Raw genomic sequence first — 24,005 nt, forward strand, 5'->3', positions numbered from 1 at the left:
TTCAACGGCGCGCCTGATGCAGTTTTGCCGAGCGGTCAGGGCTTCATCTTGCGCAACATGTCGGCGATTGGCCCGCCATGCGGGGGAGGTCCAGGCGGCGGGCGAAGGGCGTCGGTCTTGCCATCCTGATGAACGACGTAGCTCGCATGCAGGAACCCGTCGTCGAAGCGGCCCTGGACACTGATGGGTTCGCCGACAGCAACGAGCTTGCCGTCATCGCCGGCCGGACCGGTCTCGATCAAGGCCTTGCCGGTTTCGTCTTGAACGATGAACTTGTTGCCGTAGATCTCCGTGACCTTGCCTTTGAGCGTCACCATGCCCCAATCGTCCTTAAGGCTGGAGATCGAGGTGGGCGTCAAGGGCGCAAGCTCGATGCCGGGCCGGGTGAATTTCATTGCCGCGGCACCGCCGGCCGCACCGATTGCAAGAACCGCAAAGGCCGCAATTCCGAAAGCCGCCAGATGCGTTGCCGGTCGGCGCGAGCCGCCCCTGCGGGCCGGTCGCTCAGGCGAGGTGTCGGGAGCGTCGTTTTCCATGGACATGATGCTGTCTCCAGTTCGTTGTGACTGGAGGATGATAGGCGTGTCCGGATCGACGCAGGCTGAACGTCGCGGTTCAGTTTCAGTTAAGCAAACGCGCCCTAGTTCTCACGAAGACATCAGAGAAACTGGGTTCACGATGCGCGTATTGCTGGTCGAAGACGACGACGATCTTTCCAGGCGGATTGCCGCCAGCCTGCGGACGGAAAACTTCGTGGTGGATGTCGCCAGGAACGGAGAGGATGCCGAGCACGCTGGCCTGACGGAGATCTTCGACGTCGCCGTTCTTGACCTTGGCCTCCCGAAGATCGACGGCGTTGCGGTTCTCAAATCCTGGCGAAGTGCGGGCAGGTCGCTTCCTGTCCTCGTGCTGACGGCCCGCGACGGCTGGCCCGACAAGGTGGCGGCTTTCAAAGCGGGGGCGGACGATTACCTGACCAAACCCTTCAGGGTGGAGGAGCTCATCCTGCGTCTTCGGGCGCTGGTCCGGCGCTCGACGGGCCATGCTTCGTCGCAGATATCGTGCGGCGATCTTACATTCGACGCGCAGCTCGGTACATTTGATCTGGCTGGTCTTCCGCTGAAGCTGACCGCATTCGAATGGCGGGTCCTGTCCTGCCTGATCCTTCGCAAGGACGCGATCGTCGACAGGCGAGAACTCATCGAACGGGTCTACGAGGGCGATGCCGACGTGGATTCGAATTCCATCGAGGTGATCATCGCCAGGCTCCGGCGCAAAATCGGCAGCGACAGGATCGAAACGGAGAGGGGGCGCGGCTACAGGCTGACGGATATTCGATGAGAGTACCGTTGCTGTCTTCGCGCCGCACGATCGCAGGCCGCCTGATCGCCTTCTCCGTCCTCTACGCCGCCGCAGCACTGCTCATCGCCTCGCTGGTCTTGTGGTTCATCGTTGCCGCCGTGGTCCGGGAGCAGGTTGATCAGCGGCTCGACATGCAGATCGACGCGGTCAAAAGCGCATTATCAGTAAACGCGGATGGAAGTCTTGCTCTGGCAGGTAATCTCGACGGGCCGCCGTTCGATCGCCTGGGTTCGGGATGGTACTGGCAGGCGCGCGTGGGCGAGCACCGCATTGCTTCAAGATCTCTGGCCGATGGCAGCGTCTCGGACCCGCCGCGCCCGTTCGATTGGCGCCGGATCCTGACGGGGGATCCGCAGCCTGCCGAAGGCTCCAGTGACCGGGGTCAGGCTCTGCATTTTCGCGTCGGCCAGGTGTTCGTTGGAGGTGTTTCGGTTGAAGTCCTGGCGGCCGCGCCGCGCCATGCCCTGACCGCGCCCGCGTTGCGCGCGCTGTCCTACCTGATCCCTGCCATGGTGGTTCTCGGCTGTTGCCTGGTCGTGGGGATAGTTCTGCAGGTTCGCTACGGTCTTGCACCCTTGCGCACGTTGTCTGGGCAGCTCTCTGAGATTTCGGCAGGGCGCCGCCGAGACCTTTCGCCTGCAGAAGTCGAGGATCTTGATCCTGTCGTCAACGACATCAATCGATTGCTCGACGACAACAGGGCGCGGTTGCAGGAAACAAGGCTGCAGTTCGCGAACCTGGCACACGGACTGAAGACACCTGTGGCCAGCCTTTACCTCGCACTTGATGACAAGAACGATCCAGGCCGAGAGGCGCGTCAGCTTGTCGAGCGTATCGACCGGAAGATTCGGCATCATCTCGGAAGTGCCAGAGCCGTTGCCGCCGGAGGTGGTTTGGGCTTTGAAACCGAGGTGCGGCCCAGGGTGAATGACCTGCTTCAGGTCATGTCGGCGATCTACGTCGATCGCAAACTCGCGGTCGCCAATGGCGTCATCGACGACGTTGTCGTCAACTGCTCGCCAGAGGACGTCGACGAGGTGATGGGTGCCATCATCGACAATGCCTTCAAATGGGCGGCGACATCCATCGTTGTGAAGGGCGTGCGCGAAGGGAAAATGCTGCTCTTGACTGTCGAGGATGATGGGCCGGGCATCGACGCTGGCCGTCTGGCCGAGGCGGTCTCACCTGGCGTGCGGCTGGATGAGACTGTGCCCGGACACGGTTTCGGCCTCTCGATAGCACAGGAGCTCGTCGGGCTCTTCGGCGGCAAGCTTCATCTCAAGCAGAGAGAAGGTGGAGGACTGGCAGCAACCGTTGCATTCCCGCTGTCGATTACCCTGCCCTAGGCGACCGCTGGCTATGTCGCGCAGACGTTTTAGGATGCATTGGCGCCCCTCCCGGGAGCCATCGGGGCCTGATCAGCCCTTCTGTTCGAAGTGCTCTTCCAAATCTTCCCAGCTGACGTCCATTGGCCAGGCCGCCGAGATCAACGGAATGGCGACGTGACCGTAATAAAATGAAAGTTGGCCCTCGGCCTTGCTTTCGCCTTCGCCAGCGATCCGGCTCGTATAGATCGCGGAGATCAATCCGGTTCGATCGGATCCCGATTGGCAGTGAATCAGGATCGGTTTCGGCGCGGCAGCCATAATTGCCACGATCTCGTCGGCGCGTGTCGGCGCAAGTTTTTTCGAAGCCGACATTCCGAATCGACATGTTCGACGCCGAGTTCCTGGGCTGTTTGGATTTCCGCCTGATACCAGGCCGCGTTCTGCTTCTCTCCACGCAAATTGATAATGGTCTTGATGCCGTGTTCCTTCACATAGGTATCAAGCTGCGAAGGCGTCGGCTGTGCAGAGCGGTAGAGCTGCCCCTCGATGACAGTGTGAAAGTTGCCGACGACCTGGAGGTAGACCGCGTAGCCGCCCAGAGCTCCCGCGACCGAGAAAGCCATCCCGAATGCAATGGAGAGTTTGGTCCGGTTCTTCATTTTTGCCTCGCAAATCGCTCGCTACGAGGCAGATGGAGTGATTTCCTGACGGACACCTGAATGTCGGTTTCATGACTATTTGCAGAAGAACGCAGCGCAATCAGGCTGCCCATGCCGCGGCATCAAAGCAGACGTTGACCGCCAATCCAGGTGCGTCATCTGCGAGGTCTATATGGGCAGAATGCAGATCGGCGATGGCTCTTACGAGGCTGAGACCCAGTCCGTTGCCCGGCGTGGTGCGGCTCTTGGAAGCGCTGTGCTCCGCTTCCGTTATTCGTTTCCTGAAGCGGAGCAAGCGTCGGAAGCGGGATCTACGCCAAAACCGACGAGAGAAACTCCCGCGTGCGCTCTTCGCGTGGCGTGCCGAATATCTCGTCGGGTGCGCCCTGTTCGCAGATACGTCCCTTGTCGAAGAAGCAGACGCGGTCCGAGACTTCCCGGGCGAAGCGCATCTCGTGGGTGACGAGCAGCATGGTCAGGTCATGCTCGTGCGCCAGGCCGCGGATCACCGAAAGCACTTCGCCGACCAGCTGGGGATCGAGCGCCGAGGTCGGCTCATCGAAGAGAAGCACCCGTGGGCGCATCGCCAGCGCACGGGCGATTGCCACGCGCTGCTGCTGGCCGCCGGAGAGCTGGGAGGGATAGAAATCCTTCTTGTCGGCCAGCCCCACCATATCGAGCAGCTTGAGCGCACGCGCCTCGGCCTCGGCCCGCGCGATGCCGAGTACCCGGAGGGGCGCCTCGACGACATTGCGCAGAACGGTCATGTGGGGAAACAGGTTGAAGCTCTGGAACACCATGCCGACATGGTTCCGGATCTGGCGCAGATGGCTTTCTGAGGCCTTGAATGGACCCTTGCCGTGCGGTTCGTGATAGGACAGGCCCTGTAACGTCAGCTTGCCGTCCTGAAAGGGCTCGAGTGTCATGAGGATGCGCAGCACGGTCGATTTGCCCGAACCGGATGGGCCGATCAGTGTCACCTTCTCGCCCTGCATGACGCTGAAGTTGAAGCCGTCGAGGACCGTCAGGGGACCGAAGCGCTTCGCGACATTGGAAAATTCGATGATGGGCGGATTGTTGTTTTCGGTCATCGCAAGGGGATTCCTGCTTTCGGAAGAGCTTTCTGTAATCGGTGGAGACCGGCCGAGCAGATCAGCGTCAGGAGAAGGAAGATCAGGCCGACAAGGGTCAGCGGGACGAGATATTCGAAGGTGCGCTCGCCGATCATGTTGGCGAGGCCCATCATTTCCATAACGGTGACAACAGACAGAACCGGCGTTTCCTTGATCATGGCAACGAGATAGTTGCCCATCGCAGGAACAATGCGCGGGATGGCCTGCGGGATGATGATGTCTCGATAGGCCTGCATGCGCGTCAGATTGAGCGCCGTTGCCGCTTCCCACTGGCCGCGGGGTACAGCCTCGATCCCGCCTCGATAGACCTCCGAGGTATAGGCCGCATATTGCAGACCGAGCGCCAGCGCGCCGGTGAGAAAGGCGGGTAGTACGACGCCGAAATCGGGCAGCACGTAATAGAGAAAGAACAGCTGCACGAGCAGCGGCGTGTCGCGCAGGAACTCGACGATGAAGGCCGTTGTCCAGGAGATCGCCACCACGCGGCTGCGGCGCAGCAGCGCGAAGACGAGACCAAGCACGAGCGCGATGGCAAAGCCGGCGGCCGCCGCCTTCAACGTGACCGTCAGGCCGATCAGGATGATGGGCAGGATCGAGCTCGTAAAGGTGAGCCACGTCGTCGTATCCCATTCATATCCGTACATCATGTGATCAAATCCTCACGGGCGGGGCATCGGCGGGAAGGCATGGCCGCGCCGCACGAAACGCTCGATCACGCGGATCGCCACCATCAACACCAATGACATGGCGAAGTAGCAGACCAGCGTGATCGAATAGATGCTGGCGCTATCCAGCGTGATGTTGCGGATCGATTGTGCCGCGAAGGTGAGATCGGCAATCGAGATCAGCGATACGAGCGAGGAGAGCTTCAGCGTCTCGATCGCCAGATTGCCGAAAGCCGGCATCATCTCGACGATCGCCTGCGGCAGCGAGATGCGAAACAGCGTCTGGAAACGGCTGAAATTCAGGGCGCGGGCGGCCTCCTGCTGTTGCACCGACACGGATGTCAGCGCGCCGCGGACGATCTCGGCACCGTAGCCGCCGGCATGTGCCGCCAGCACTGAAATTCCGGTGGTGATCGGATCGAAGCTCAGCCCGACAAGCGGCAATGCGTAATAGAACCAGAAAAGCTGGACGAAGAGCGAGGTGCCGCGAAAAAGCTCGGTGTAGCAGAGCGCGACGGTCCTCAGCACCGGTCCGCCCTCGACGCGCAGGATGCCGAAAACGAAGGCAAGCACCGCGCCGACGGCGATCGAGGCCAGCGTGATCGTCATCGTGATCATCGCACCGTGCCAGATCATCGGCAGGTAGGCTGTCCAGTTCATGCGGAAGTCTCCTGGTCCTTAGGAGTGGCGCCCGATCAGCGGTGATCGAGCGCCTTTTGCCGTTACTTGCCGGCGCAGAGGTCTTCGACCTTCTTGCCCGCCGCCGCAGCGATGCTCTGTTCGGATACACCGTACTTGGTCAGGATCGCCTTGTACTCATCCGTCTTGCGGAACTCGACAAGAGCGGCGTTGAAGGCATCGCGCAGTTCCTTGTCCTCGGGGCGGAAGGCAAAGCCGCCATAATTGCGGACCGGCGCCTCCTTGACGATCGGATCCTCGAACGGCGCGGCCTGCTCGACCTGTGCCTGGCCCTTTGCCAGTGCCGCGACAGTCAATTCCGTCGCTGCATAGGCGTCGGTGCGGCTTTGAACGGTCGGGATCGCGTCGGCATTGGCCGGAATGAAGACGATCTGCTCATCCTTGACGCCGACGGCGCGCAGGAAGTCGACATTGTTGGCGCCCGAAACGACGGCAACCGTCAGCGACGGGTCTTTGGCGATATCGGCATAGGTCTTCAAGCCCTTTGGATTGCCCTTCTTGACGAGCAGGCCTTCGCCATAGGAGGAGTTCGGCTCGGTGAAGGCAACCTGCTTGCAGCGTTCCGGCGAGATATTCTGCTCGGCGGCGGCAAAATCGAAGCGCTTGGCCTTGAGGCCGGGGATCAGCGTACCGAACGGCGTCACCGTCCAGTTGATCTCGGCAATCCCCATGGATTTCAGCACGGCGCTGGCGACATCCGGGCCGATACCGGCAGAGGTGCCGTCGGGCTGCATGTAGGAATAGGGCACTTCGTTGGCCGTGGCAGCGCGGATATAGCCCTGCTCCTTGACCTCTGCGAGCGTCAGGGCGCTGGCAGATGTTACGCCCAGGATCAGGGCAAGGGCGGAAAGGCCGGCGATCGTCTTGATAGGCATGCGAATTCTCCTCTGGTTAGGGTTTGCGGTCCGTTTTCGGATCTCGCGTCGGTTTCTCTTGGTTATGTCTCTCCCGTGACCGTGGCGATCACGGAAAGGCAGTCGCCGGCCTTTATCAGGCCGGGTACGTGGCGAGCCGCGAGCACGCCATCCATGGCGGCGCGGTACTCGATCGGTGCGAGGCCGGTCTTGCCGGCCGGATAGACGCGGGCAATGACCTCGCCGTTTCTCACGGGATCACCGAGATCTACAGCGAAGGCGATCAGTCCCTCATCCTCGGCAAAGGTGAAGCAATCGCTCGATGGCATATCCAACCAACGAGTGGGCGTGACATTCGGTTCACCCGAAAGGATCCCGGCATGCCGCAAAAGATTGAGGCTGCCCCGGCGCGCAATCCCGATCGAGCGTGCCGTGGCCGTCCCGGCGCCGCCGAGTTCGGTGGTAACGAAGGTCTTGCCCATCTCTTCGACCGTTGTGTCGAGCATGCCGACAGCGTCGATCTCCAGCATCCTCATGGAGAAGGGGGCAGCGAAGGCGGCGACGGCATTAAAGCAGCGCGCCTCCTGATCCTTGTCCGGGAGTTCGTGCGCGGCGGTATAGGGCAGGAAGTCCAATGTCCTGCCGCCCGAGTGGAAATCGAGAACGATATCGGCGAGCGGGAGCAGATGTCGCGTGACGTAATCGGCGATCTTCTCGGTCACCGTGCCATCTGGGCGGCCTGGAAAGCTGCGGTTCAGGTTTCCCCGATCGATGGGCGACGTCCGCGTTCCGGCGCGAAAGGCTGGATAGTTGAGCGCCGGAACGATGATGATGCGACCATTCACTTCGGAAGGATCCAGGGTCTGCGCCAGTTCGAAGAGTGCCGCCGGCCCTTCATACTCGTCGCCATGGTTGGCGCCGGTCAGAAGTGCCGTCGGGCCTTTGCCATTGGCGATGACGCAGATCGGGATCATCACCGAGCCCCAGGCGCTGTCATCACGGCTATAGGGCAGGCGCAGATGTCCGTGCTGCACGCCCTTTGCGTCGAAATCGACGGAGGGCGTAATCGGCGAGGGACGGAGCGCAGCGCTGGTCGGCATCGCCTCAGCCCTTCACGAACAGTTGGCGCGGCACGTTCGACAGGCATTCGACGCCGGTCTCGGTGATCGCTATACTCTCGGTGATCTCAAGCCCCATATCTTCCAGCCAGAGGCCGGTCATGAAATGGAAGGTCATGCCGGACTTCAGCTCGGTGCGGTCGCCGGGGCGCAGGCTCATGGTGCGCTCGCCCCAATCTGGCGGGTAGGAAAGCCCGATCGGATAGCCGGTGCGGTTGTCCTTGATGATCCCGTATTTCTTCAGGACGGCGAAGAAGGCGTTGGCGATATCTTCGCAGGTGTTGCCAGGCTTGGCAGCCGCAAGACCAGCTTCCATGCCTTCCAGCGTCGCCTTCTCGGCATCGAGAAAGGCTTGCGTCGGCTTGCCGAGGAAGACAGTGCGCGACAGCGGGCAGTGATAGCGCCTGTATGCGCCTGCGATTTCGAAGAAGGTGCCTTCGCCTGAGAGCATCGGCTTGTCGTCCCAGGTCAGGTGCGGCGCGGAAGCGTCGGCGCCTGATGGCAGAAGCGGCACGATTGCCGGATAGTCGCCGCCGAACTCCGGCGTTCCCCGGATGCCCGCGTCATAGATTTCGGCAACGAGATCGCATTTGCGCATGCCAGGCTCGACCACCTCGACGATGCGCTTGTGCATAAGTTCGACAATCTTGCCGGCCTTTCGCATGTAGTCGAGTTCGGTCGGGCTCTTGACGGCGCGCTGCCAGTTGACGATGCCTGCGGCATCCTTGAAGCGGGCATTCGGCAGGTTCTTCTGCAGCGAGGCGTAGGCAGCCGCAGAGAAGTAGTAGTTGTCCATTTCTACGCCGACCGTGAGGCCCGACCATTTGCGCTCGTCGATGATCTGCGAGAGCAGATCCATCGGGTGCCGTTCGGTCGACTGCACATAATGATCGGGATAGCCGACGATGTTGTGGTGATGGAGGTAAGCGGTGCGCTTGGCGCCGTTGGCGTCCTGCTTGCGGCCGTACCAGATCGGCTCGCCTGATGGCGGCACGAGAACGCATTGATGCACATAGAAGGACCAGCCGTCGTAGCCGGTGAGCCAGTGCATGTTCGACGGGTCGGTAACGACAAGCATATCGATCCCGGCCTTTTCCATCGCATTACGGGTCTTGGACAGGCGCTCGGCATATTCCGCACGCGTAAAGTTCAGCGTCACACTCACGCGGCATCTCCCATTTCTCTTTTGTTTTCGATTGTCTGGCCGCTATCTGCCGCGACGGCGCGGCTGACGGCCAGATTGGCGATCGCGGTGTCCTGCACGCCGGTCCCCGTCAGGTCGGCGAAGGTTATGCCTTCGGCACTTACGCGGCCCTTTGCCTTGCCGGCGATCACAGCTCCGAGTTCGGCGAATTGCTGTTCCGATGTGGCAAAACCGGCTTTGATGGCGTGGTGCAACTCGCCGAGAATGCATGTCTGCGACAGCCGGTCAGCAATGTAGGTGGTGCGGGCGAAGACGGCCGGATCGATCTCGTTCTTGTGTCCGGAATCCGATCCCATCGCCGTCAGATGCTGGCCGGGTTCGAGCCACTCGGCCATCAGGACGGGCTTCTCGGCGGGCGTCGTGGTGACGATGATGTCGCTGCCGCGTATGGCCTCGCGCGGATCGGCAACGGCGGCAACGTCGATCCCGTATTGCCGTGCGCAGTCTGCGGCCAGCTTCTCTGCTTTTGCGTGATCACGCGCCCAGATGCGCGCCGATCTGATGGGCCGCACCAGCATCAGCGCCGCAAGCTGCAACTGCGCCTGCATGCCGGCGCCGAAGATCGTGGCGACGGAGGCATCGTCTCGCGCCAGATGGCGGGCGGAAACGGCACCGGCCGCCGCGGTGCGCACATCGGTCAGGTAGCCATTGTCGAGAAGAAGTGCTTCCACCAAGCCCGTCTTGGCGCTGAACAGGATCATCAAGCCGTTGAGGCTGGGAAGGCCAAGCTTCGGATTGTCGAAGAAGCCGGGGCTCACCTTGATCGCGAAGCCGTCAAAGCCTGGCACATAGGCCGTCTTGACGTCCACTTCGCCGCGGAACTCGGGAATGTCGAGACGCAGAATCGGCGGCATCGCAACCGGCTGGGTCGCCAGCGCCAGAAACGCCTGCTCGACGCAGTCGACAGCGGAAAGATCGAGGCTGACGACGGCACGCAGGTCTCTTTCCGTCAGGATCCGAATACGGCTCATGCGGCGCCTCCCGCGATGATCTTCTGGTGAACCCCGGCGTCGATATTGCCGCCAGAGATGATCAGGGCCGTGGTGCCGGAGAGCGCGACCTTGCCTGCAAGGATGGCGGCGATGCCAATGGCACCGGCACCCTCGACCGTCTCGCCTTCTTCGCGCGCGGCATGGCGAATGCCCATTGCGATCTCGTCTTCGGTCAGCAGTACGACCTCGTCGAGCAGGTCGCGGCACAGCTGGAAGGTCACGCGGTTCGAGAGGCCGATACCGCCACCCAGCGAATCCGCCAGCGTCTCTTCCTCGCGCACGGCAACAGGTCTGCCGGCGGCGATCGATGCATGCATCGCCGCGCCGCGCTCCATCGAGATGCCGATGATCCGCACCCGAGGCTTCAGCGACTTGACCGCGACAGCAATGCCAGCCGCCAGCCCGCCGCCGGAAAGAGGGATGAGAATGGTCGAGAGATCCGGCAGGTCCTCGACGATCTCGAGGCCGATCGTGCCTTGGCCGGCAACGACGTCGGCATGGTCGAACGGCGGGATCGGCGTCAGTCCATGGCTTGCGATGAGCCGCTCGACCTCGTCCTGCGCATCGTCCTGCGAGACGCCGACAATGCGGATGTCCGCACCCAGCGCCTTTATGGCTTCGACCTTGTTGGCGGGCACCAGCGACGACATGCAGATCGTTGCCGGGATGCCAAGCGCGCGCGCTGCAAAGGCGACTGCCCGGCCGTGATTGCCGGTCGAGGCGGTGACGAGACCACGCTCGCGTGCGGCCAGATCGAGCGAGAGGATGGCGTTCGTCGCGCCGCGCAGCTTGAAGGCGCCGATCGGCTGGCGTGTCTCGAGCTTCAGATGAACGGGTTGCCCGGCATGCCTGGAGAGTGCAGCGGAGTGAACGAGCGGCGTGCGCGTCACGCGGTCCCGGATGCGGGCGGCAGCGCGCTCGATATCAGCCAGGCTAACCGGCAGCGTCTCGTCTTCTGTTGATCTCGGCAGTGTCTCGCTCTTCATGATTGTCATGTTGAGAGCGAAGTAAAATCATGTCAATTATTATATTGTAATGATTCAATGATTGTGCCAAGAGCCGGACGTCAGCCGATGGAACCAACGTCATAGACGGGCGGCAGCTGCTCGAAGGCCTGCCGCACGGTCGCCAGCGCCTTCCTGAGGCTCTTGTGGCTCATTCGTCCGCCAAGGCAGATGCGGATGCCGCCGCCGTGGCCGGGGCCTGCAATGAAAGGCTCCGATGGCGTGACAGCGACCTTCTGGTTGGCGAGGGAGCGCACCAGGCCGTCCTCGGTCCAATGTTCAGGCACTTTCAGCCAGGCGCAGAGTGACAGCGGGTGGCTGGATGCGAAATGGGCGCCGAGGATTTCGGCGGCGATGGTTTGGCGCGCGCGTGCTTCCTCCCGCTGTATTGTCAGCAAATGCTGCGCCGTGCCGTTCTCGACCCAGCGCGTGGCGATTTCGGCGGTCAGGTAGGTGCCGCTCCAGCTCGACACGCGCAGAATGGAGGCCGCGCGGATGGAATAGGCGGGTGGGACGACGAGATATCCGACCCTGAGGCCCGTCAGCACCGTCTTGGTGAAGCTTGTGGCGAAGAAACCGAGGTCAGGCAGCAGCTCGCTGATCGAGGGCAGGTCCTCCTCGATCATCAGCCTGTAGACCTCATCTTCGACGACGAAGACGCCGTAACGCTGGGCGATCTCGGCGATCGCGCGCCTGCGCGCCGCGCCGGCAACGTGGCTGGTCGGATTGTTAAGCGTCGGAATGAGGACCAAGGCCCGTACGCTACCCGCGGCGCAGGCGGCTTCCAGGGCATCGGGCAAAATTCCTTCAGCATCGGTGGGCAATCCCTTCAGGCTGAAGCCGAGGATATTGGACAGGCCGATGATGCCGTGATCGGTGAGATTTTCGCACAGCACGACATCGCCGGAGCGGATGATGCAGCTGAGCGCAAGGAAGATGCTATGCGCCGCTCCGTTGGTCACCAGGATGCGCTCGGCGCCGGCGCTGACGCCCATCGGCCGCAGCCAGAGCTGCGCTGTCTCGCGATGGCGGTCGAGCCCGGCGATCGGACGGCAGGGCCGCATGAAGCTGGCGATATCGCTGTCTGCGAGCTCGCGGAAGATTTCGCGGGAAGCGTCCTCATGCGCGTCTAGATAGACGGCGCGGATGATGGAAAGGTCTAGCACTTCGTTTTCGCTGTGGTCGAGCATCATCCGGCCTGCGCGGTCGGTCACGCGCGGCCTGACGAAGGTGCCACGGCCGATCTCGCCACTGAGATAGCCGAGCCTTTCTGCTTCCTTGTAGGAGAGGCTGACGGTCTGGACCGACAGCCCGATTTCGCGCGCCAGATCGCGATGTGTCGGCATCCGATCCATCGGCTTGAGAAGGCCGGAATCGATATCGGCGATGATACGCTCGGTCAGAGCCGAATGCTTCGTCTCGCCCTTTTGCTTTGCTAGGCTCGGGCGCCAATTGACCGGTTTTGTCGCGGAAATTGGTTTTGTGGCGAGCGGATTGGCTTGGCGGCGCATGAATTGTCTCGTTCTAACGGAAAGCATTTCATGACATTATGCACGTTCCGAACAAAAAGATGAAGCGCTGAGCATAGTGAGCGGCATTCCTCACGACCCTTCGTCCGGTATATTCAGGATTTCGGCGTCGTGATGTCTCCAAACCCCGCCGCCGTCACGGTCACGACGGTGAAGTAGAGCGCATCAACGAAGCCTTCGCCTCCCGCTCTTATCGAAGAACGACTGAATGACGGAGCCTGTCCTGGTAAGGGCTTCGCTATCTAACACGATGGTGCCGCTGAGCGGACCCATGCCCGGATCACCGTCGACCTGGAAGGCACGGCGCGGGCCGGCGGCGGCCTGTTCCTGTCCGCGCGCGACTTCGACCGTCTTGGCGATCTGATCCGCCGCGGCGGCGCACGCGACGGAAAACAGATCATTCCCGCGGACTGGATCCGCGACACCACGACCGGCGGCAGCCGTCATGCCTGGACAACCGGCAACTTCGCCCCCTGGCTCCCCTCCGGCTCCTACCGGAACCAATGGTACCAGACCGGCAACGCCGACGGCGCCTTCTTCGCACTCGGCATCCACGGCCAATGGCTCTTCGTCAACCCGCGCGCAGACCTCGTGATCGTCAAATTCTCGTCACAGCCGAATCCGGTGGATGATGGCCTGAAGCAGATGAATATGGCGCTATTCGATGCGATTGCGGAGATCGCTGGATAGGGCGGTGGTAACGCAGGCGGCGGAAGCTCGCCCGCCGGCGGCGTCAATTGTCCCCGGCGAATTCGACGGATGAGATTTCGACCGACCAATCCAGGTCGCCCGGCGACGGGTTGCCAGGCAGGGTTTGCAGGCCGCGATACGAATTGAGCGCCCAGCACGTGCCGTAGGTCTCATGCGGTCCGATGATCTTGTAGCTGGACAGGTAGTCCGAGTAGGTTTCGATGCTGAAACCTGGACGTTTGGCGATCAGGCGAAAACGCACCGTGTTGATCGCGCGGTCCGATCCGTTGGAAAGTTCGACGAAAACCGGCTTGTCCGCTGTCTCACAGCCGCGCGTTGAACTCTTGCCCACCACGAGCCTTGCCATGTCATCGCGACCGGACTGTTGGGAGTAAAAATATGCGGCAATGCCCCCGCCGGCGACAATGAAGACCGCAAGAGCAAATAATGCAGGCCGGGGAAACAGAAAGAAGAAAACAACAAATACAACGACGGCAACGATCAACAATATCATCTGGCGATGCCCCTTTGATGATGACCTAGTGTCATTGGCCCGGACATGCAAGGCTGGGGCCTGGGATGATCGTTTCATCCGCTAGCTATCGGCGCGTATAGGGCCATGCCATTGTGGCAGGAGAGGTTCGTCCTCGCATTCGGATCTGCGGCTCGATGCCCTCTTGTTTTCGATTGCCAATGCCGTGACGCTGACGGTGCGCCAATCGGATCGATAACGCGGCTCTCTGGAGGGCCAGACAATGCCTGATGTTGCAGACGCCAGTTCGAAGCCCGTGCTCGTGTGGACCGGCTTTCTGGCGATGTGCATAGGCATGTTCATGGCCATCCTCGACGTTCAAGTCGTTGCGACTTCGCTGCCGACAATCCAGTCAGCGTTGGCAATCGACCCGGACCAGATGAGCTGGATACAGACCGCCTACCTGATCGCTGAAGTGGTCGCGATACCCCTGACCGGTTTTCTGACGCGCCTCCTCAGCATGCGGTGGCTGTTCGTCGCCTCCCTGAGCCTCTTTGTTGTCGCGTCGGCCGGCTGCGCCACGAGCGGCAGTTTTGACGGCCTCGTAGCCTGGCGCGTTCTTCAGGGCTTCTCCGGCGGCACATTGATCCCCTCGGTATTCTCGGCGGTCTTCATCCTTTTCCCCGCGGAGCGGCAGACAATTGCGACGACTATTGCCGGCGTCCTCGCGGTTCTCGCGCCGACGGTCGGGCCTATCGTCGGCGGCTGGCTGACAGAGACCTATTCGTGGCACTGGCTGTTTCTGGTCAACGTCATCCCTGGCATCCTCGCGGCACTGGTTGCCGCGCGATCGCTGCCGCGGGAAACCGGCGACATTTCCGAGCTCCGAAACCTTGACATATCAGCGCTTATGCTGATGGCGGCGAGCCTCGCATCACTGGAAATCGCCTTGAAGGAGGCTCCGACCAGCGGCTGGGGGTCGCTCTACGTCATCTCGCTTCTCATCTTGTCGATCGGATCGGGATTTGCCTTCGCCGCGCGGACGTTGCGCCGGTCGCGGCCGCTGGTGAACCTCAACAATTTCCGCGACCGGAACTTCCTGGCGGGATCGATCCTCAGCTTCATCCTCGGCATCGGCCTGTTCGGATCGGTCTATCTGATGCCGGTCTTTCTGGCTTTTGTCCGCGGACATAACGCCCTGGAGATCGGCATGACCATGCTTGTCACCGGGATAACCCAGCTTGCGACGGCACCGATCGCCGTGGCGCTGGAAAAGCGCGTGGATGCCAGGCTGTTATCTGCCTTCGGCTTTGCGCTGTTTGCGGCGGGTATCGCCATGAGTGCCTTCCAGGATCCACGTTCCGATTACGATGCGATGTTCTGGCCGCAGGTTGTCCGCGGCGCCGCGATCATGTTTTGCCTTCTGCCGCCAACGCGCCTGGCGCTCGGAACGCTGCCACCAGACCGGGTCCCGGATGCGAGCGGGCTCTTCAACCTGATGCGCAACCTCGGCGGTGCCATCGGCATCGCCCTAACCGACACGATCATCTATACCCGGTCGGATCCGCTGGGGCAGGCGCTTTTGGTGCGGCTGCAGGCTGGGGATGTAAAGGCCGCGGCATTCGCCGGAATTCCAATGCAAATGATCGCCGATCAAAAAGGACCGCTGAGCGAGGAGACGATGGCGGCGATCGACCCGCTTGTGCAAACCGCGGCAACCGTTCTGGCCCTCAACGAGGCATGGATGGTCATGGCCGTTCTTACGGCGTGCGCGATGCTGTGTCTGCCCTTTGCCCGAAGAGTTGCTTCGGCCGGCTGATGCGGCAAGCTGTGATCAAGCGCGGAATACTTGTCCACCAAAACATTCCACGGTTTAAGGCCTCACTTCTCGGCTTCTTTATGAAATATATTTCATTGCGTGAATTATATTGACAGTACTCATTGCCTCAAGCTAACTGACATTACCGGCGTTCGAGGAGGAAATCCGGTTTCACTAAAAAGGCGCAAGCGCGCCATCGGCTTTTTGGGAGGGGCTTCGGCCTCGAGGAGGAACTTTGCGCAATTTTCTAGGAACGACTGCGATAGCCCTTTTGGCTGCCGCGACATTGAGCACTGCGGCATCGGCAGCGGAAACGGATAACCCGTTTCGTTGCAAGCCGGGCGAAAAATACGTCATGAACGTTATGGTTTCGGGCGTCGAATACTGGTTTCCGGTCTATGAAATGTTCAAGCAGGCAGGTCAGCAGCTTGGTTGCGAGACCGCCTATACCGGCACACCGGAATATGACGTCAACAAGCAGATCGCGACCTTCGATCAGGCTCTGGCTCAGAACCCAGCCGGAATTCTCGTTCACCCGATGAATTCCGACCCCTTCATCGAGCCGATCAACCGGGCGATCGACCAGGGCACGGCCGTTGTCACCTTCGCGGCGGATTCACCGCTTTCCAAGCGCATTTCCTTCATCACCTCGGACAACACGCGCGAAGGCACCTATGCCGCCGATGCGATTGCCGAGAAACTGGGTGGCAAGGGCGAGTATGCGGTTCTCGAAAATCCCGGGCAGGACAACCACGACAAGCGCATTGCCGCCTTCATCGCCCGCATGGATGAAAAATATCCGGACATGAAGCTCGTCGGCCGGGCTGCTTCGAACCAGGATCCGAACAAGGCCTACCAGGGCCTGATGAGCCTGGTTCAGGCACATCCGAACCTCAACGCCGTCTTCATGCCGGAAGCGAACTCTGCAATCGGTGCGGCTCAGGCCAACAAGGAAAGCGGCGGCAAGATCCTGGTGATGTGCGCCGACGTCAACGCCAATATTCTCGACATGATCAAGGCAGGCGAAGTGTTCGGTTCGATCAATCCGAACCAGGGCATGCAGGGCTACATGGGCTTCATGATGCTTTGGCTTGCCAAGCATCCCGAACTGATCGATCCGATGAACGATGCCAAGCGTTCGGGCTTCAACCCGATGAGCATTCCCTTCGTCGACAACGGCCTGTCGATCGTGACGGCTGCCAATGCCGATGATTTCTATTGGGACAAGTATCTGAAGCGCCGTGGTACCAAGGGTATCGAGGAATAAGCTTTCAGCAAGGCTGCCCGGGATGAGGAGATTCCGGGCAGCCACGCAAAGCAGGAAGGAGGGAGATTGTCATGGTTCACGCGCCGGTCTTGGAGATACGCAATGTCAGCAAACGCTTTGGCGTGATCAAGGCCCTGACAGAGGTGACGTTTTCCCTTGAAAAGGGCGAGGTTCATGCTCTCTGCGGTGAGAATGGCGCGGGAAAATCGACGTTGATGAACATCATCGCCGGCGTATTGCAGCCGAATGAGGGAGAAATCCTTGTCGATGGCGCAGCGGTCAAGATCGCTTCCCCTGCCTTTGCCCAGTCGCTGGGTATCGGCCTCGTTCACCAGGAAATCGCGCTCTGCCCGGATGCGACGGTTGCCGAGAACATGTTCATGGCGGCAACCAACCGCCGCCGCTCGCCCTTCATGAATTTCGCCAGGCTGGAGCGCGAGGCGCAGGCGGTGATGAACCGCCTTGCTCCGATCGACGTCCGCCAGAAGGTCTGCGATCTGCCGATCTCGAGCCAGCAGCTGGTCGAGATCGCCAAGGCGCTGACGCTCGACTGCCGCGTCCTGATCTTCGACGAGCCGACGGCGGCGTTGACCGAGGCTGAAGCGCAAGTATTGTTTGGCATCATCAACGATCTGAAAGCCCAGGGCATATCGATCGTCTATATCAGCCATCGCATGGCCGAGATCTTCAGTGTCTGCGACCGGGTCACCGTCTTTCGCGACGGACGTTATGTTTCGACGGAGAACGTGTCCGAAATCACGTCGGAAGACATTGTACGCCGTATGGTCGGCCGCGAAATCACGCAGCTCTATCCCGAAAAGCAGCCTGTTTCCGAGCGCGGGGGAGAGCCCATTTTGTCCATCCGCGATCTCGGCGACGGCAAGCGCTTCCATGATGTCAGCTTCGAGCTGCGGAAGGGGGAAATCCTGGGGATCGGCGGTCTGATCGGCTCCGGCCGGACGGAGATCGCGGAAGGAATCTGTGGCCTGCGCACAGTAACCGAAGGCGACGTCAAGCTGGAAGGCAAGGCATTGCGGACGGCATCCTATGCAGATGCGGTTCGGGCGGGCGTGGTCTATCTGTCGGAGGATCGCAAGGGTTCTGGCGTCTTCCTCGATCTGTCGATCGCGCAGAATATCGCCGCTCTCGATCTGAAATCGCTGACCGGGCGGTTCGGGCTCCTGAACACGAAGGCGGAGGCAGAACGGGCAACGGATCTCGCGCGCCGCCTGGGCGTCCGCATGGGTGGCATCGACATGCCGGTCTCATCGCTTTCCGGCGGCAACCAGCAGAAGGTGGCGATCGCCAAGCAGCTGGCAGTCGATCCGAAAGTTATCCTCATGGATGAGCCGACCCGCGGTATCGACGTCGGCGCCAAGTCCGAGATTCACCGGCTGCTTCGCGATCTCGCGCGGTCCGGGATCGGCATCGTCGTCATCACCTCGGAGCTGCCCGAGCTGCTCGGTCTTTGCGACCGGGCGGTCGTCATCCACGAAGGCCGGGTTGCCGGCGAACTCGAAGGCGAGGCGATGACCGAAGAGGCGATCATGCGGCTGGCCTCCGGTGTCGGCACGCGGCAACACTTCACAACAAGGGCATCAGAGCATGCCGTCTGAAGAAAAAGCAGGGGCAGGAGACCAAACAATGACAGATCACGCATTGGCGGCGGCGAAGGAGCGGCCCTCTTCCTGGAAGAGATTCGGAACGATGCGGGAGGCGGGGCTGATCGCCATCATTCTCGCACTGTGCGTACTCATGAGTTTCGCCTCTCCACACTTTCTGACGCTCGGCAATTTCAGGGCCATGCTGATGTCCTTCTCGGTGGAAGGCATCGTTGTGGTCGGCATGACCATCCTTCTGATCGTCGGCGGTATCGATCTTTCCGTCGGGTCCGTCGTCTGTTTCTCGATGGTGCTGTCGGGCTCATTGTTTCTCATGGGCCTCGATCCGTGGAGCGCGTCGCTGATCGGAATTCTCGCGAGCGCGCTGATCGGTTGCGCGATGGGTTTCTTTGTCACGATCATCGGGCTCAACCATTTCATCACATCACTCGCGGCGATGGTCATCGTGCGTGGGGTCTGCCTGATCATCACAAAGGGAACGCCGCTCTCGCTGTTCACGCTGCCACCGTCGTTCAAGGCGGTCGGGCAGGGAACCTTCTACGGGGTGCCTTACGTCATCCTGATCTTCGTGGCGGTCGTTGCCATCTTCGATTTTCTGCTGCGCCGGGCGACCGCCTTCCGCAAGGTTTTCTATACCGGCAGCAATGAAAAGGCAGCGCTCTATTCCGGGATCAAGACAGACCAGGTGAAGTTCTGGGTGACGGTTCTCTGCGCCACGCTGTCAGGTGTCGCCGGCGTCATCTACATGTCGCGCTTTGGTGCGGCCACCCCGACCTTCGGCGTCGGCATGGAGCTTAACATCATCGCGGCAGCTGTTATCGGCGGTGCATCTCTCAGCGGCGGTTCCGGGACGATCCTGGGCGCTATCCTCGGCATTGCGCTTCTTTCGGTCGTCACCAGCTCGCTGATCCTGCTCGATGTCTCGGTTTACTGGCAGGACATGATCAAGGGCTGCATTCTGCTGGCGGCGGTTTCCATCGACCATTTCCTTCACAAGCGGAAGGCTATCTGACATGCGGATTGCAAAACCGAAATCTCCCGCCGCACCGCGCGAAGAAATCGTCATTGCGCGGCAGATGCATCAAGCTCTTGTGCTGCACTTTCTTGAAGGACTGACGCAGGCGCAAATCGCCGACCGGCTTGGCATCTCGCATGCCACCGTCAACCGGCTGATCAAGCGCGGGCGCCAGCTCGGCCTCGTTGAAATCAAGATCAAATCGCCGGTCGAGCCGTTGGTCGACATGGAAGAACAGCTTCTGGCGCTCGGCGGCATCAGCCGTGCCATCGTGGTGCCGACCGTCTCCGACAATCCGCAGACGGCTTTGCAGGCGGTTGGCGAGGCGGCAGCACGTCTGCTTCTGGAGCAGATTGCCGACGGGGACACGATATGCATCACCGGTGGCAAGGGCGTCAGCGCTGTCGTTGCCGGTCTTCAGGCGCCGCGCCGTTTCGACGTCGAAGTCGTTCCGGCAACGGGATGTGTGCAGGGCAAGCACTATACCGATGTGAACCACGTCTCGACGATGATGGCGGATAGGCTGGGTGGCCGGTCATACCAGATCCACGCGCCTCTCTTTGCCGATAGCGCAGCCGAGCGCGGCATGCTGATCAACATGCGTTCGGTTGCCGATGTCTTCAAAAGGGCGCGTGAGGCCAAGGTGGCGATCGTCGGCATCGGCTCGATCCTCTCCGACGACTCCAGCTATTACGATCTCCATCCGTCTTCCAGCACCGACCGCGCCGCGATCGAGCGCTCGGGTGCCTCATGCGAACTGCTTGCTCACTTGCTCGATGACGCAGGCGATATCTGCGACTACAGCCTCAACCGTTCTCTCGTGTCGCTGACGCTGCCGGAATTCGCGTCGATCCCGACGAAGATCGGCGTGGCAAGCGGGCCGAACAAGGCGGGTCCTATCCTCAGCGTCATGCGCGGCCACCATCTCGATACGCTGGTCACCGACGAGGCAACCGGTGCACGCGTTCTGGCGCTTGCAAGCTCGGAAGGACGACGCGCATGAGCGGGCAGCAATTGATACGCGAAATCGGATCTTCGGGCGTCGCCGCCTCGGCGGTCGGCCTTGGCACCTGGGCTATCGGTGGCTGGATGTGGGGCGGCACGGACGAGGCGGAATCGATCTCCGCGATCCAGGCCTCGCTCGACGCCGGTGTGACCTTGATTGACACGGCGCCGGCCTATGGTCTCGGCCGGTCGGAAGAAATCGTTGGCAAGGCGCTCGCCGGCCGCCGCGACAAGGCGGTCATCGCAACGAAGTGCGGCCTGGTCTGGCATACGGACAAGGGAAAGCATTTCTTCGATCAGGACGGCAAGCCTGTTCACCGCTATCTCGGCCGGGATGCGATTTTCCATGAAGTCGAAGAGAGCCTGCGCCGCCTCGGCACCAACTATATCGACCTCTACATCACCCATTGGCAGGACCCGACGACGCCGATCGAAGAAACGATGCGGGCGCTCGAAGACCTGAAAACATCGGGCAAGATCCGCGCGATCGGCGCCAGCAACGTCAGCGCCGACGAACTCAAGGCTTACATCTCCGCCGGTGGCCTGGATGCCATCCAGGAGCGTTTCAGCATCATCGACAGGGAGATCGAGGCCGATCTGTTGCCGCTGACCGGCGCAAACGGCATCGCGACGCTGAGCTATTCTTCTCTGGCGCTTGGCCTACTGTCCGGCGCGATTGGGCCTGAGCGGGTCTTTTCCGGGGATGACCAACGGCGGGACAATCCGCGTTTCTCTGTGGCTAACCGCGAGAAGGCGCTGGCTTTTGCCACGGCCATCCGGCCGGTCGCCGACAAGCACAGGGCCAGCATCGCGCAGACGGTCATCGCCTGGACGCTTGCCCAGCCCGGCGTCACTTTCGCGCTTTGCGGCGCCCGCAATCCGGCACAGGCGATCGACAATGCCCGGGCCGGAACCATACGGCTGGACGCGGAAGATCAGTCGGCCATCGACGCAGCCATCTCAGCGAAACTGACCGATATGGACAGGTAACGGATCGCCATCATGAATCGTGAAGAGACGTTGGACGGGCTTCGCCAAAGCCCGAAAGTGGACGTGTGTGTCATTGGCGGCGGTATCAACGGCATCAGCGTCTTCCGGGAGTTGGCGCTGCAGGGCGTCAATGTGCTTCTCGTCGAGAGGCACGACTACTGCTCGGGTGCGAGCGCGGCGTTGTCACGCATGGTGCATGGCGGCCTTCGCTACCTGGAGAATGGCGAATTCAAGCTGGTGCAGGAATCGCTGATGGAGCGTGACCGGCTGCTGCGCAACGCCCCGCACTATGTTGCCCCTCTGCCGACGACCGTGCCGGTTTTCGATATCTTCTCGGGGCTCGGCAACGGCATCGTCCGCTTCCTGGGATTGACCCGCCGGCCAAGCCGCCGCGGCGCTGTTGCGATCAAGGCGGGGCTCAGCATCTATGACTTCCTGATCCGCGAGCGGGCCATGATGCCGTTCCACCAGTTTCGCAGCCGGCGGGCCACTCTCGCCCGGTGGCCGGCGCTCAATCCTGATATCCGAAGCTCCGCAACTTACTACGACGCCTGGGTGAGCCACCCGGAGCGGCTTGGCATCGAACTGCTGGAAGACGGATTGTCGGCGCAACCACAGGCGCGTGCATTGAACTACGCGGAGATCACCGGGAAAGACGGCGGCTATGCCCTCCGCGACAGTATCGACGGCAGGTCGGTGGCGATCGAGCCGTCACTCATCATCAACGCAACGGGCGGATGGATCGACATTACCAACAACACGCTCCTTACGCCGGATGCCCGCCCGGCACCTCTGATGGGAGGAACCAAGGGCTCGCATCTCATCATCGACAATACGGCTCTCTACGATGCGCTTGCCGGCCACATGATCTACTACGAAAACGAGGATGGCCGGATTTGCATCCTGTTTCCCTATCTGGGCAAGGTGCTGGTCGGCTCCACTGATATTCGCGTCGAAGACCCGGAACCGGTGCGCTGCGAGGCCGACGAGCGCGACTATATCCTCCAGTCGCTTGCCTTCGTCCTGCCGGGGATCGAGATCCGGCTGGAAGAGATCAGCTTTCAGTTCTCCGGCGTGCGGCCGCTGCCGGCGAGCACGGACAGTTTCACCGGCCGAATCCCACGCGATCATTTCTGCACGGTCATCGACGCCGATGACGGTGGTGCGGCGGTGGTGTGCATGATCGGCGGCAAATGGACGACGTTCCGGTCCTTCGGCGAACTGGCAGCAGACATCGCGCTGGAACGGCTGGGCAGGCAGCGGCAGATCTCGACCGCTGACCGGGCAATCGGCGGCGGGCGGAGATTTCCACTCGATCGTGCAGCCTGGATCGCTGAAGCCGCGGCGGGAAAAGGGCTCCCCGCGGCGCGCATGGCAGCGCTTTTTTCTCGCTACGGCACAGAGGCGGAGGCGATCGCGAGCTTCATCGCAGCCGCACCCGATGCAAGCATGCCGCATGCAGACTACTCGGCGCGCGAACTGCTTTTCCTTATCCGCAACGAAGCGGTCGAACGGCTGGACGATGTGCTTCTCAGGCGAACGACGCTTGCCATAAGCGGCAACCTGTCCCTGCAAATGGTGGATGCCGTGCTCGATCTTCTTGCAACCGAGAGATCCTGGACACCGGCGCAGCGCGAGGCCGAACGCGCCCGCTTTCTCACCCTCTTGCGCGAACGTCACGGCGTTGCCGAAAGCACACTTTTCGAACGGAATGAACAAAGGAGCATGGAATGCGAAACAACAGCAAAGTCCGGATGAACAGACTGTTCGGTGGTGGCCGTTGCCTGGACGTGGCGATCGATCATGGAGTGTGCAACGAGCCGTCGTTTCTGAGCGGCTTGGAAGACATGCAAACGGTGGTCAAGGCTCTGGTCGATGCGGCACCCGATGCAATCCAGATGAATTACGGCCAGGCCGACCTGCTGCAGGATGTTGCGGGCAAGGACAAGCCGGCGCTGGTCATGCGCGTCGATATGGGCAATCCGTACAACAGCACGCGCCACCGCCACATGTGGGCCGTGCTGCAGAACGAGGCGGAACCTCTGATCGGCGCCATCGAGATGGACGCGGCCTGTGTCGTCGTCAATCTGTTCATGCTGCCGGATGAGCCGGATCTGTTCCGCCAATGTGTCCAGAACATCGCCCGCATCCGTGCGGATTGCGACAAATACGGCATGCCGCTGATGATCGAACCGCTGGTGATGCAGCCGGTCGACAAGGCCGGCGGCTATATGGTGGACGGTGACGCCGACAAGATCGTCACCCTGACCCGCCTTGCCCGTGAGATGGGAGCCGATATCGTCAAGGCAGACCCGACGACCAATGCCGAGGATTTTCACCGGGTTGTCGAGGCGGCGCGGTGCCCGGTGCTGGTGCGTGGCGGCGGCAAGGAAGACCTTCGTGCCGTCTTTGGCAAATCGGCGGCCTTGATGCGGCAGGGCGCGGTCGGCATGGTCTATGGGCGCAACATCTATCAGCACGCCAACCCCAGCGCGGTTGTTCGAGGATTGATGGCGATCGTGCATGACGATGCTGGCGGCGAAGATGCCTTCGAGCTTTATCAGCGCGGCTAAGAGTG

25 protein-coding genes and 2 pseudogenes are annotated in these 24,005 nt (G+C 61.4%); 11 read left to right on the plus strand and 16 right to left on the minus strand.

All coding sequences use genetic code 11. The annotated features are described in order from the left end of the window. Positions 1 to 35 precede the first annotated feature (35 nt). Complete coding sequence (locus tag AC1DV9_RS24760; RefSeq protein WP_477950467.1) at positions 36 to 536, minus strand: hypothetical protein; 501 nt, start codon at positions 534 to 536, stop codon at positions 36 to 38. A 142-nt stretch (positions 537 to 678) separates the two neighbouring features. Here AC1DV9_RS24760 and AC1DV9_RS24765 point away from each other — a divergent pair, with 142 nt between their 5' ends. Beyond that, entirely contained in the window at positions 679 to 1,341 is a 663-nt protein-coding gene (locus AC1DV9_RS24765) for a response regulator (RefSeq protein WP_112390065.1), read from the plus strand. After that, on the plus strand, positions 1,338 to 2,708 hold the full coding sequence (locus AC1DV9_RS24770) for a sensor histidine kinase (RefSeq protein ID WP_112390064.1): 1,371 nt from the start codon (positions 1,338 to 1,340) through the stop codon (positions 2,706 to 2,708). The genes AC1DV9_RS24765 and AC1DV9_RS24770 overlap by 4 nt, the downstream gene beginning before the upstream one ends. Before the next feature lie 72 nt (positions 2,709 to 2,780). Here the strand turns inward: AC1DV9_RS24770 and AC1DV9_RS24775 are convergent, their stop codons facing one another. The 14 genes and pseudogenes from AC1DV9_RS24775 to AC1DV9_RS24840 all read right to left on the minus strand — a co-directional run bounded on the left by AC1DV9_RS24775 (position 2,781) and on the right by AC1DV9_RS24840 (position 12,994). Beyond that, positions 2,781 to 3,008, minus strand: a complete 228-nt coding sequence (locus tag AC1DV9_RS24775; protein ID WP_477950377.1) for a tyrosine-protein phosphatase — start codon at positions 3,006 to 3,008, stop codon at positions 2,781 to 2,783. Beyond that, positions 2,981 to 3,349 (minus strand): protein-tyrosine phosphatase family protein, encoded by a 369-nt coding sequence (locus AC1DV9_RS24780; protein ID WP_477950378.1) that lies wholly within the window; start codon positions 3,347 to 3,349, stop codon positions 2,981 to 2,983. Before AC1DV9_RS24780 ends, AC1DV9_RS24775 begins: the two co-directional genes overlap by 28 nt. 100 nt (positions 3,350 to 3,449) lie before the next feature. Continuing rightward, positions 3,450 to 3,599, minus strand: a pseudogene (locus AC1DV9_RS24785) (two-component sensor histidine kinase); the annotation flags it as partial. Positions 3,600 to 3,660: 61 nt separating this feature from the next. Then, entirely contained in the window at positions 3,661 to 4,440 is a 780-nt protein-coding gene (gene ehuA / locus AC1DV9_RS24790; RefSeq protein WP_112390062.1) for an ectoine/hydroxyectoine ABC transporter ATP-binding protein EhuA, read from the minus strand. Beyond that, on the minus strand, positions 4,437 to 5,129 hold the full coding sequence (ehuD, locus tag AC1DV9_RS24795) for an ectoine/hydroxyectoine ABC transporter permease subunit EhuD (protein WP_112390061.1): 693 nt from the start codon (positions 5,127 to 5,129) through the stop codon (positions 4,437 to 4,439). The genes ehuA and ehuD overlap by 4 nt, the downstream gene beginning before the upstream one ends. Positions 5,130 to 5,141: 12 nt before the next feature. Further along, positions 5,142 to 5,807, minus strand: a complete 666-nt coding sequence (gene ehuC, locus AC1DV9_RS24800) for an ectoine/hydroxyectoine ABC transporter permease subunit EhuC (protein WP_477950379.1) — start codon at positions 5,805 to 5,807, stop codon at positions 5,142 to 5,144. A gap of 62 nt (positions 5,808 to 5,869) precedes the next feature. Further along, entirely contained in the window at positions 5,870 to 6,721 is an 852-nt protein-coding gene (gene ehuB / locus AC1DV9_RS24805; RefSeq protein WP_112390059.1) for an ectoine/hydroxyectoine ABC transporter substrate-binding protein EhuB, read from the minus strand. A gap of 62 nt (positions 6,722 to 6,783) precedes the next feature. Further along, on the minus strand, positions 6,784 to 7,800 hold the full coding sequence (gene doeB, locus AC1DV9_RS24810) for a N(2)-acetyl-L-2,4-diaminobutanoate deacetylase DoeB (RefSeq protein WP_112390058.1): 1,017 nt from the start codon (positions 7,798 to 7,800) through the stop codon (positions 6,784 to 6,786). 4 nt (positions 7,801 to 7,804) lie between these two features. Further along, a complete protein-coding gene (gene doeA, locus AC1DV9_RS24815) occupies positions 7,805 to 8,983 on the minus strand; it encodes an ectoine hydrolase DoeA (protein ID WP_112390057.1) in 1,179 nt (392 codons plus the stop codon). Further along, complete coding sequence (eutC, locus tag AC1DV9_RS24820) at positions 8,980 to 9,993, minus strand: ectoine utilization protein EutC (RefSeq protein WP_112390056.1); 1,014 nt, start codon at positions 9,991 to 9,993, stop codon at positions 8,980 to 8,982. Before eutC ends, doeA begins: the two co-directional genes overlap by 4 nt. Continuing rightward, on the minus strand, positions 9,990 to 11,009 hold the full coding sequence (gene eutB / locus AC1DV9_RS24825; protein ID WP_477950380.1) for a hydroxyectoine utilization dehydratase EutB: 1,020 nt from the start codon (positions 11,007 to 11,009) through the stop codon (positions 9,990 to 9,992). The genes eutC and eutB overlap by 4 nt, the downstream gene beginning before the upstream one ends. Positions 11,010 to 11,080: 71 nt before the next feature. Beyond that, complete coding sequence (ehuR, locus tag AC1DV9_RS24830; protein ID WP_112390054.1) at positions 11,081 to 12,529, minus strand: MocR-like ectoine utilization transcription factor EhuR; 1,449 nt, start codon at positions 12,527 to 12,529, stop codon at positions 11,081 to 11,083. A 122-nt stretch (positions 12,530 to 12,651) separates the two neighbouring features. Then, a pseudogene (locus AC1DV9_RS24835) lies at positions 12,652 to 12,738 on the minus strand (ion channel); the annotation flags it as partial. Further along, a complete protein-coding gene (locus AC1DV9_RS24840) occupies positions 12,713 to 12,994 on the minus strand; it encodes a hypothetical protein (RefSeq protein WP_477950381.1) in 282 nt (93 codons plus the stop codon). The gene AC1DV9_RS24840 and the pseudogene AC1DV9_RS24835, both read right to left, overlap by 26 nt. Here AC1DV9_RS24840 and AC1DV9_RS24845 point away from each other — a divergent pair. Next, a complete protein-coding gene (locus tag AC1DV9_RS24845) occupies positions 12,875 to 13,237 on the plus strand; it encodes a hypothetical protein (protein ID WP_477950469.1) in 363 nt (120 codons plus the stop codon). The genes AC1DV9_RS24840 and AC1DV9_RS24845 overlap by 120 nt on opposite strands. A 43-nt stretch (positions 13,238 to 13,280) precedes the next feature. On the opposite strand, the gene AC1DV9_RS24850 is transcribed toward AC1DV9_RS24845, so the two are convergent. Continuing rightward, positions 13,281 to 13,751, minus strand: a complete 471-nt coding sequence (locus AC1DV9_RS24850; protein ID WP_112390052.1) for a hypothetical protein — start codon at positions 13,749 to 13,751, stop codon at positions 13,281 to 13,283. 241 nt (positions 13,752 to 13,992) lie between these two features. On the opposite strand from AC1DV9_RS24850, the gene AC1DV9_RS24855 reads away from it, so the two are divergent. The 8 genes from AC1DV9_RS24855 (at position 13,993) to AC1DV9_RS24890 (ending at position 24,000) form a co-directional block, all read left to right on the plus strand. Beyond that, a complete protein-coding gene (locus AC1DV9_RS24855; RefSeq protein WP_477950382.1) occupies positions 13,993 to 15,528 on the plus strand; it encodes a DHA2 family efflux MFS transporter permease subunit in 1,536 nt (511 codons plus the stop codon). A gap of 235 nt (positions 15,529 to 15,763) precedes the next feature. Continuing rightward, entirely contained in the window at positions 15,764 to 16,795 is a 1,032-nt protein-coding gene (locus tag AC1DV9_RS24860) for a substrate-binding domain-containing protein (RefSeq protein ID WP_112390050.1), read from the plus strand. A 71-nt stretch (positions 16,796 to 16,866) separates the two neighbouring features. After that, on the plus strand, positions 16,867 to 18,411 hold the full coding sequence (locus AC1DV9_RS24865) for a sugar ABC transporter ATP-binding protein (protein ID WP_477950383.1): 1,545 nt from the start codon (positions 16,867 to 16,869) through the stop codon (positions 18,409 to 18,411). A 28-nt stretch (positions 18,412 to 18,439) separates the two neighbouring features. Further along, on the plus strand, positions 18,440 to 19,429 hold the full coding sequence (locus AC1DV9_RS24870; RefSeq protein WP_477950384.1) for an ABC transporter permease: 990 nt from the start codon (positions 18,440 to 18,442) through the stop codon (positions 19,427 to 19,429). Position 19,430: 1 nt separating this feature from the next. Then, complete coding sequence (locus AC1DV9_RS24875) at positions 19,431 to 20,435, plus strand: sugar-binding transcriptional regulator (protein WP_477950385.1); 1,005 nt, start codon at positions 19,431 to 19,433, stop codon at positions 20,433 to 20,435. Beyond that, complete coding sequence (locus tag AC1DV9_RS24880; RefSeq protein ID WP_112390046.1) at positions 20,432 to 21,427, plus strand: aldo/keto reductase; 996 nt, start codon at positions 20,432 to 20,434, stop codon at positions 21,425 to 21,427. Before AC1DV9_RS24875 ends, AC1DV9_RS24880 begins: the two co-directional genes overlap by 4 nt. A gap of 12 nt (positions 21,428 to 21,439) precedes the next feature. Next, positions 21,440 to 23,185 carry a glycerol-3-phosphate dehydrogenase/oxidase gene (locus AC1DV9_RS24885; protein ID WP_112390045.1) on the plus strand — a complete coding sequence of 582 codons (1,746 nt, stop codon included), beginning with the start codon at positions 21,440 to 21,442 and terminating at the stop codon, positions 23,183 to 23,185. Continuing rightward, positions 23,158 to 24,000, plus strand: coding sequence for a class I fructose-bisphosphate aldolase (locus AC1DV9_RS24890; RefSeq protein ID WP_477950386.1), 843 nt, complete (start codon positions 23,158 to 23,160; stop codon positions 23,998 to 24,000). Before AC1DV9_RS24885 ends, AC1DV9_RS24890 begins: the two co-directional genes overlap by 28 nt. Positions 24,001 to 24,005 lie beyond the last annotated feature (5 nt).

Source organism: Rhizobium sp. 01L410, assembly GCF_056400165.1.

Excerpts from the sequence above, each read along its gene's own strand:
- AC1DV9_RS24760 (WP_477950467.1), bottom strand. The coding sequence starts at position 536 with ATGGAAAACGACGCTCCCGACACCTCGCCTGAGCGACCGGCCCGCAGG.
- AC1DV9_RS24765 (WP_112390065.1), top strand. The coding sequence starts at position 679 with ATGCGCGTATTGCTGGTCGAAGACGACGACGATCTTTCCAGGCGGATT.
- AC1DV9_RS24770 (WP_112390064.1), top strand. The coding sequence starts at position 1,338 with ATGAGAGTACCGTTGCTGTCTTCGCGCCGCACGATCGCAGGCCGCCTG.
- AC1DV9_RS24775 (WP_477950377.1), bottom strand. The coding sequence starts at position 3,008 with ATGGCTGCCGCGCCGAAACCGATCCTGATTCACTGCCAATCGGGATCC.
- AC1DV9_RS24780 (WP_477950378.1), bottom strand. The coding sequence starts at position 3,349 with ATGAAGAACCGGACCAAACTCTCCATTGCATTCGGGATGGCTTTCTCG.
- ehuA (WP_112390062.1), bottom strand. The coding sequence starts at position 4,440 with ATGACCGAAAACAACAATCCGCCCATCATCGAATTTTCCAATGTCGCG.
- ehuD (WP_112390061.1), bottom strand. The coding sequence starts at position 5,129 with ATGATGTACGGATATGAATGGGATACGACGACGTGGCTCACCTTTACG.
- ehuC (WP_477950379.1), bottom strand. The coding sequence starts at position 5,807 with ATGAACTGGACAGCCTACCTGCCGATGATCTGGCACGGTGCGATGATC.
- ehuB (WP_112390059.1), bottom strand. The coding sequence starts at position 6,721 with ATGCCTATCAAGACGATCGCCGGCCTTTCCGCCCTTGCCCTGATCCTG.
- doeB (WP_112390058.1), bottom strand. The coding sequence starts at position 7,800 with ATGCCGACCAGCGCTGCGCTCCGTCCCTCGCCGATTACGCCCTCCGTC.
- eutC (WP_112390056.1), bottom strand. The coding sequence starts at position 9,993 with ATGAGCCGTATTCGGATCCTGACGGAAAGAGACCTGCGTGCCGTCGTC.
- eutB (WP_477950380.1), bottom strand. The coding sequence starts at position 11,009 with ATGACAATCATGAAGAGCGAGACACTGCCGAGATCAACAGAAGACGAG.
- ehuR (WP_112390054.1), bottom strand. The coding sequence starts at position 12,529 with ATGCGCCGCCAAGCCAATCCGCTCGCCACAAAACCAATTTCCGCGACA.
- AC1DV9_RS24840 (WP_477950381.1), bottom strand. The coding sequence starts at position 12,994 with ATGACGGCTGCCGCCGGTCGTGGTGTCGCGGATCCAGTCCGCGGGAAT.
- AC1DV9_RS24850 (WP_112390052.1), bottom strand. The coding sequence starts at position 13,751 with ATGATATTGTTGATCGTTGCCGTCGTTGTATTTGTTGTTTTCTTCTTT.
- AC1DV9_RS24855 (WP_477950382.1), top strand. The coding sequence starts at position 13,993 with ATGCCTGATGTTGCAGACGCCAGTTCGAAGCCCGTGCTCGTGTGGACC.
- AC1DV9_RS24865 (WP_477950383.1), top strand. The coding sequence starts at position 16,867 with ATGGTTCACGCGCCGGTCTTGGAGATACGCAATGTCAGCAAACGCTTT.
- AC1DV9_RS24870 (WP_477950384.1), top strand. The coding sequence starts at position 18,440 with ATGACAGATCACGCATTGGCGGCGGCGAAGGAGCGGCCCTCTTCCTGG.
- AC1DV9_RS24875 (WP_477950385.1), top strand. The coding sequence starts at position 19,431 with ATGCGGATTGCAAAACCGAAATCTCCCGCCGCACCGCGCGAAGAAATC.
- AC1DV9_RS24880 (WP_112390046.1), top strand. The coding sequence starts at position 20,432 with ATGAGCGGGCAGCAATTGATACGCGAAATCGGATCTTCGGGCGTCGCC.
- AC1DV9_RS24885 (WP_112390045.1), top strand. The coding sequence starts at position 21,440 with ATGAATCGTGAAGAGACGTTGGACGGGCTTCGCCAAAGCCCGAAAGTG.
- AC1DV9_RS24890 (WP_477950386.1), top strand. The coding sequence starts at position 23,158 with ATGCGAAACAACAGCAAAGTCCGGATGAACAGACTGTTCGGTGGTGGC.